The organism is Halomonas sp. MMSF_3323 (assembly GCF_030733595.1).
Classification (GTDB): domain Bacteria; phylum Pseudomonadota; class Gammaproteobacteria; order Pseudomonadales; family Halomonadaceae; genus Halomonas; species Halomonas litopenaei.
Window position 1 is genome coordinate 98,983 of the sequence record NZ_JASHIT010000015.1, and the last position, 6,528, is coordinate 105,510.

The 6,528-nt window shown below is 62.4% G+C and carries 7 protein-coding genes; 5 read left to right on the top strand and 2 right to left on the bottom strand.

What is annotated here, in order from left to right; translation table 11 throughout:
* Positions 1 to 34 precede the first annotated feature (34 nt).
* From RBB39_RS09810 to RBB39_RS09825, 4 genes are all read left to right on the top strand, one after another.
* The gene (locus tag RBB39_RS09810) at positions 35 to 1,177 is read left to right on the top strand and encodes a mandelate racemase/muconate lactonizing enzyme family protein (RefSeq protein WP_306169058.1); all 1,143 of its coding nucleotides are present in this window, start codon (positions 35 to 37) and stop codon (positions 1,175 to 1,177) included.
* Positions 1,174 to 2,037, top strand: a complete 864-nt coding sequence (locus RBB39_RS09815; protein WP_306169059.1) for an amidohydrolase family protein — start codon at positions 1,174 to 1,176, stop codon at positions 2,035 to 2,037. Before RBB39_RS09810 ends, RBB39_RS09815 begins: the two co-directional genes overlap by 4 nt.
* Before the next feature lie 50 nt (positions 2,038 to 2,087).
* Positions 2,088 to 2,900: an NAD(P)-dependent oxidoreductase gene (locus RBB39_RS09820; protein ID WP_306169060.1), complete on the top strand. Its 813-nt coding sequence runs from the start codon at positions 2,088 to 2,090 to the stop codon at positions 2,898 to 2,900.
* 252 nt (positions 2,901 to 3,152) lie between these two features.
* Positions 3,153 to 3,911, top strand: a complete 759-nt coding sequence (locus RBB39_RS09825; RefSeq protein ID WP_306169061.1) for a FadR/GntR family transcriptional regulator — start codon at positions 3,153 to 3,155, stop codon at positions 3,909 to 3,911.
* 367 nt (positions 3,912 to 4,278) lie between these two features.
* On the opposite strand, the gene RBB39_RS09830 is transcribed toward RBB39_RS09825, so the two are convergent.
* Both RBB39_RS09830 and RBB39_RS09835 read right to left on the bottom strand, forming a co-directional pair.
* Positions 4,279 to 4,482, bottom strand: a complete 204-nt coding sequence (locus RBB39_RS09830; protein WP_108447942.1) for a hypothetical protein — start codon at positions 4,480 to 4,482, stop codon at positions 4,279 to 4,281.
* A gap of 41 nt (positions 4,483 to 4,523) precedes the next feature.
* Entirely contained in the window at positions 4,524 to 5,207 is a 684-nt protein-coding gene (locus tag RBB39_RS09835; RefSeq protein ID WP_306169062.1) for a type 1 glutamine amidotransferase domain-containing protein, read from the bottom strand.
* A gap of 450 nt (positions 5,208 to 5,657) precedes the next feature.
* Here RBB39_RS09835 and RBB39_RS09840 point away from each other — a divergent pair, with 450 nt between their 5' ends.
* The gene (locus RBB39_RS09840) at positions 5,658 to 6,509 is read left to right on the top strand and encodes an ATP-dependent zinc protease (protein ID WP_108133627.1); all 852 of its coding nucleotides are present in this window, start codon (positions 5,658 to 5,660) and stop codon (positions 6,507 to 6,509) included.
* Positions 6,510 to 6,528 lie beyond the last annotated feature (19 nt).

The following is a 6,528-nucleotide window of genomic DNA, read 5'->3' on the forward strand; positions in this document are numbered from 1 at the left end:
GCCGCTGACCACCTACAGGAAAAGAGGCACACCGATGAAGATCGCCAGGGTCGAGACCCATCTGCTGGATCATCCCCTTGAACAGGCCTTCGAAAGTGCTTCCATGCGCTTCGAACGCCGCCAGCACTGCCTGGTGGAGATCACCTGCGAAGACGGCACCGTCGGCTGGGGGGAGTGCCTCGGTCCGGCCCAGGCCAACGCCGCGGTGGTGGCCACCTACGCCGACACCCTGATCGGCGCCAACCCGCTGGAGCATGAAAGACTGTGGCTCGTGCTCTACAACCGGCTGCGTGACCAGGGCCAGCGGGGGCTGACCATGACCGCCCTCAGCGGCATCGACATCGCGCTGTGGGACATCAAGGGCAAGCACTACGGTGCCAGCGTGTCGGAGCTCTTGGGAGGGCGTTTTCGCGAACGCGTCCAGGCCTACGCCACCGGCTCCTTTCGTCGCGATGGCGTGGACCGGGTCAGTGATATCGCCGCGGAGGTGGCGGGCTACGCCGAGGAAGGCTTTCACGGGGTCAAGATCAAGATCGGCTTCAACGTCGAGGAAGATCTTCGGGTCATCGCCGCCGTGCGCGAGGCCATCGGTCCCGATCGGCGTCTGATGATCGATGCCAACCACGGCTATGACCTGCTGGAGGCCCTCGAGGTCGGCAAGCGGGCGGCGGCTTTCGACGTCGACTGGTTCGAGGAACCGGTACTGCCGGAGCAGATTCATACCTATCGCGCGGTGCGCGATGGCCAGCCTCTACCGGTCGCCAGTGGCGAGAACTGGCATGGCCGCTACGCCATGCAGGAGCCGCTGGCCAGTCGCGCCATCGATATCTGCCAGCCCGACATATGCGGCGTCGGCGGCTTCACCGAGATGCGGCGCGTCGTGGATATGGCGGCGCTTCATGGCGTGCGTCTGGTCCCCCATGTGTGGGGCACCGCCGTGTGCATCGCCGCCAGCCTTCAGGCCATGGCGGCGCTGCCGCCCAATCCGCCCAGACGTGAGCCGATCGAACCCATCATGGAGTTCGATCGGACCCACAATCCCTTCCGCCAGGCCATTGTTACCCAGCCGCTGGAGCATCATCAGGGCTGGGTCGGTATCCCCGACGGCCCTGGACTTGGCATCGAGATCGATCGCGACGCCCTGACACGTTTCGCCCTCAAGGAGACAAGACAGTGATACCGGCCAATACCCGTCCGCTGGAAGGGCGCGCGCCCAGGCTGAAGGCGCCCGCCGGCGCCACCGATTGCCATGCCCACCTGTTTCTGGAAGGCTTCGAGGGACACCCGCAGGCCGCACCGATCAAGGAGCTCGCGACCCTCGAGGACTTCAGGCGCTATCAGCGCTGGATGGGGCTCGACAGGGTGGTCGTGACCCAGTCCAACGCCTATCAGTTCGACAATGGCGCCTTGCTTGCATCACTCGACCAACTGGGCCTGGACAAGGCCCGCGGGGTCGCCGTCGTCAGTCCTGACACCCCAGTGGAAACCCTCGAAGACTGGCATGGCCGAGGTGTTCGCGGCGCACGCATCATGAACCTGGGCGGAGGCGCCATGCCGTTGGCTCGCCTGCCCGAGGTCGAGCCGTTGATCGCGCCCCTGGGGTGGCACCTGATGGTGCAGTTCAATGGCCGCGAGCTCGACCAGCACCTGCCGATGCTGGAACGTATCGAGTGCCCGTACATCATCGATCATATCGGCAAGTTCATCGATCCGGTGCCGGCCGATGATCCTCGCGTCGACGCCATTCTCAGGTTGCTCGATCGCGGCAACGCCTGGTTCAAGATCTGCGCCGGTTATGAAACCAGTCTGAGCGGAGGGCCCGACTACGACGACGTCGGCGCCATCGCCCGGCGGGTCATCAACCACGCCCCGGAGCGCATCCTCTGGGGCAGCAACTGGCCCCATGTTGGTGTCCCGCGAGATCAGTATCCAGACGACCCTGACCAGCTCGACGTACTGCTGGCCTGGGCCAATGAGCAGCAGCGCCAACGCATCCTGGTCGACAATCCCGCCGAACTGTACGGCTTCGGTCGCTGAAGGCGCGTATCACGAGACACGAGACACGACACACGAGAAGGAATTCTGACATGTTGAATCGACTGCTGGTCACCGGCGCCGCCGGGGGCCTGGGCACCGCTCTGAGACCTCATTTGAGTCGCCTGGCAAAGAAGGTCCGGCTGTCCGACATGGTCGCCGTCGACCAGGACGTGACCCACGACACCCGCCATGAAGAGATCGTCACGGCAGACCTGACCGACGTCGATGCTGTCGCTCGCCTGGTGGAAGGCTGCGATGGTGTTATCCACCTGGGCGGTGTATCGGTGGAGCGTTCCTGGCAGCAGATCCTGCCGGCCAACATCATGGGCACCTATCACCTCTATGAGGCGGTGCGCCGTCATGACAAGCCGCGGGTGGTATTCGCCAGTTCCAACCACGTCATCGGCTTTTACCCACAGCATCAGCGGCTGGACGCCAAGGTGCCGAAACGCCCGGATTCGCTCTATGGCGTGTCGAAAGGCTTCGGCGAGGACCTCGCCAGCCTGTACTTCGACAAGTTCGGGGTCGAGACCCTGGCGGTGCGTATCGGCTCCTGCTTTCCCGAGCCCGCCGATGCCCGCATGATGGCCACCTGGATGAGCGTCGAGGATTTTGTGGCGCTGCTCGAGCGCGCCTTCTGCGTCCCTGAACTGGGCTACACCGTGGTCTACGGCGCCTCCAACAACGCCGAACAATGGTGGGACAATCGCGAAGCAGGCTTTCTGGGCTGGGTGCCCAGGGACAGCTCGGAACCCTGGCGTGCCGAGATCGAGGCCAGGGGAGGGCGGCTGGCTCCCGATGACCCTTCGGTGCGCTTCCAGGGCGGCAAGTTTGCAGGCCAGGGCCACCCTGACGATGAATAGCCACTGAATCGTCGCGGAAAGCCACCAGGCATCCGTCTCCGGCACTGGCAGAGGGACAGAGGGACAGAGGGATAGAGGGATAGAGGATCGAGCAGCCTGACACCGGGGACCTGACGCCATCGCCTTGATACACTGGCGTCCTGATAGTCAGTGCTGATATACAGCCCTGATAAATAGCCCTGAAAAGTAGCCCAGTGATAGCGCTTTGCGGCACGTCGCGTCATCGCCACGCGAACTGAAGAGGAATCGACCATGGCAGCCAAGCCAGCACCCCGCACGGAACCGGCACCGCTAAACGTCAAGAAGCTGACGCGTGAAGGCAGTCTGTCGATGAACGTGGCCGACCAGCTGGAAGGTCTGATCACCGCCGGAACCATCGCCGTCGGCGAGAAGCTGCCGACAGAAAGCGGCCTGTGTGATTCCTTCGGTGTCAGCAGGACGGTGATTCGCGAGGCGGTGGCTCACCTCAAGTCGCTGGGCCTGGTCGAGGCACGGCGTGGCGTCGGCACCACGGTGATCCGGGCCGCACCGGCCGAGGCCATGCCCGCCAAGCGGATTCGCCCGACCACCGTCGAAGATATCCTGCATGTCATCGAGCTGCGGCTTAATCTGGAGCCTGCGGCGGCAGCACTGGCCGCCGAGCGCTTCGAGGCCGACGACGAGACTCGCCTGCGTGATACCCATGCGGCCTTCGTCAAGGCCCGTCAGCAGCGTAGTCAGGCTCGCAACGAGGACTTCGAGTTCCACCACGCGATTGCCAGGGCCACCCACAATCCGTTCTTCCCTCAGGCGCTGGAGCAGCTCAACCTGAGCGCGATTCCACGCTCGAAGCTCGCGACCAGCGAGGTCAATACCGACTCCACCAGCACCTATCTCAAGCGCGTGGAAGCCGAGCACCAGGACGTTCTCGACGCCATCCTGTCACGCGACCCCGACGCCGCCAGAGCCGCCATGGCGCGCCACCTGGAACGCGCCCGGGAGACCTACCAGCGGTTCAAGGAGAAGGGTTGAGTCAGTGCCGGCCGCCAGTACGTCAGTTGTCATCGGTTGACGCAGTCCGCTCGACAGGACTGCCAGTTCGATGATCTAAATCCGTTGGGCTCGGTGGGAAGCTACCGCCGAGTTCGAGGTAAGTTCGAGGTAGATAAGGACAGCGATTGACGCGGGGTTCAGGTGACAAGAGCCTGTTATCAGCCTTCACAAGCTCTCATGACTCATGGTTCGCATAATCTATATTATGTTAAATGAGGTATTTGCCGGTTCTCCCGGACAAGCCTCTGATGCTCTGCTGCCTCCCCTTTGGCGCTTGCGGTCTCCATGTCGCTCGTCTGGCTGCTTTTCCATCCTGCCCAACCCAGCGACGCTTCCTCTCCGCTGGCTAGCTGGCAGGAACCTCACGTTCGATTTCACATCGTGCCACACCGTCGTCTGAAACCCGTCCTCCGGCATCCAGGCAGGCGTCCTGGAGATGCCAGAGCTGGTAGCGGCTTCCTGCGTAGAACCCCATGACGAGTCCGGCGACCAGCGCCGTGGTGACGATAATCGCTATCGTGCGTCTTCCCTGACGATGTCTGGCTGCCATGGTGATGTCCGGATAGAAAAGATCTTGCTGACCGACGGTGATCAGTCGCCCAACGCTTCCAGCACCAGTTCGGCCACGCGTCGGCCCGAGGCTGGATTTTGCCCGGTGACCAGCCGCTCATCGACTACGGCGAATGGCTCCCAGGCGCGATCCGCCTTCAGATAGAGCCCACCACGCTCGACAAGCTCCGTTTCGGTAAGAAACGGCACGATGTCGTCGAGCTTGGCCAGGTGCTCCTCATGATTGGAGAAGCCGGTCACCTTCATGCCCTTGATCAGGTATTCCCCATCATCCCGGGTCACATTGAGCAAGCCCACGGCACCGTGACACACAGAGGATACGATACCATCTGCCTTGTAGATGTCCCGACACAGGCGTTGGAGCGTCTCGTTGCCCGGAAAGTCCCAGATGACTCCATGCCCGCCCGCCAGATAGATTGCCCGATAGTCCGCTGCGTTGACCTCGTCCAGGGCCAGCGTCGTACCCAGGCGGTTCATGAAGTCCTTGTTCTGATAGTAGTCCCAGTCAATCGCTTCGGCGGCCGCCAGACTGTGGGGATCGATGGGCGTATAGCCCCCCTTGGGGCTTGCGATGTCGCAGGTCCAGCCAGCCTGTTCGACATGATCGATGAAATGCACGGCTTCACCTAGCCACAGACCCGTGGCTCGATCATGATTGGGATACTTGGCGTGACTGGTCACTACCACAAGAATCTTGTTATCCATGGCGAGGGCTCCGACGAGAACGTTGAACCTTGTAGTCGACTCTGTCGCTATCTTGTTGCGTTATTGTAGTCAGCCTCGTGCTAGCTTCAGCAAAGCACGAGAGGTTCTGCATAGTGGAAGCGGAATGCCCAGGGGCTTGTATAGGGACTTGTGTAGCCGCCAATACTCAGGCAACTCCTTGGGTCTATTGTCCCGATTTCTGATGAGGTAGACATTGGCCCCGCTCAGTAGACACCCTTGCGCTTTTTCAGGGGTGCGGGCTCGGGATTGTGGGCGGTTCTGAGCAGTACAGCGGAGCACCTGAGGCGTGATCAACCCGGCCCCAGCATGGACAGCGCTGGCGTCGCTCCTTATCATCGCTTCAATTTGTCTCGTTCGATTAGCTTCCTCGGAAGTGGTCTTGTCGAGTCACACCATTTTTGTCGATGCCGATACAAGGACGCTAGCGTCATGCCCCTCCGACCGACTCGTTTTCTTTCTTTGGCCGCCGCCGCGATGCTCGGTGGCTGTGCTCTGGCACCGGTCGACGCTCCGCCTCCTCCTGAGCCTCTCACGCCTTCGGAATTCCACGCCGAGATCCGAGGGCTCGAGACGCGCCTGGCGGGACGCTGCGACCTGACCCACGACATGCTCAGTGAACAGGCGGCGCAGGATCGCCGCATGACCGCCGATATCCGCGAAGTCGGTAGCCTGCTGCGCGGCGTACGCCAGGATCTGGCCGGGCTCGAGCGCGGCAGCGCGGAGCCCGGTCCTCGGACGACGCAGTGTGAGGCCAGCACCGAGTCCGGTATTGACAACAAGGAACTGCTGGGTCGCAGCGAGTGGGTTGGCTTGCCCGATGTGGGCACCTATCTGAAGGCGCGGATCGACTCCGGGGCCAACACCTCATCGCTGTCCGCTACCGATGTCACCACCTTCGAACGGGATGGTGACGAATGGGTGCGCTTCAAGCTGGGCCTCAATGAAGAAGATTCGGTGGTCGAGGCCGTGCGCGATGAATGGATCGAGGCACCGGTAGAACGCAAGGTGACCATCGTCCAGGCCAACGGTGAAGAAAGCCGCCCCGTGGTCAGCCTGCTGATGACCCTCGGCCCGCTGCGTGAACAGGTCGAATTCACCCTGAACGACCGCACCCACCTGAGCTATCCCGTCCTGCTTGGCCGTCGTTTCCTGTTGGATATCGCCGTCATCGACGTGGCACGCCACTACCTGCACGACCGTCCCGAATTCCCAGGAGGGGAATCGGCCAGCGAAGCCGCCGACGAGGAAGCGGCCGATCGTGATGATCAGGAACAGCCCTGAGATAACGCTGTGTGCCGAC

Coding starts and splice junctions, on each gene's coding strand:
- RBB39_RS09810 (WP_306169058.1), top strand. CDS start 35: ATGAAGATCGCCAGGGTCGAGACCCATCTGCTGGATCATCCCCTTGAA.
- RBB39_RS09820 (WP_306169060.1), top strand. CDS start 2,088: ATGTTGAATCGACTGCTGGTCACCGGCGCCGCCGGGGGCCTGGGCACC.
- RBB39_RS09825 (WP_306169061.1), top strand. CDS start 3,153: ATGGCAGCCAAGCCAGCACCCCGCACGGAACCGGCACCGCTAAACGTC.
- RBB39_RS09830 (WP_108447942.1), bottom strand. CDS start 4,482: ATGGCAGCCAGACATCGTCAGGGAAGACGCACGATAGCGATTATCGTC.
- RBB39_RS09835 (WP_306169062.1), bottom strand. CDS start 5,207: ATGGATAACAAGATTCTTGTGGTAGTGACCAGTCACGCCAAGTATCCC.
- RBB39_RS09840 (WP_108133627.1), top strand. CDS start 5,658: ATGCCCCTCCGACCGACTCGTTTTCTTTCTTTGGCCGCCGCCGCGATG.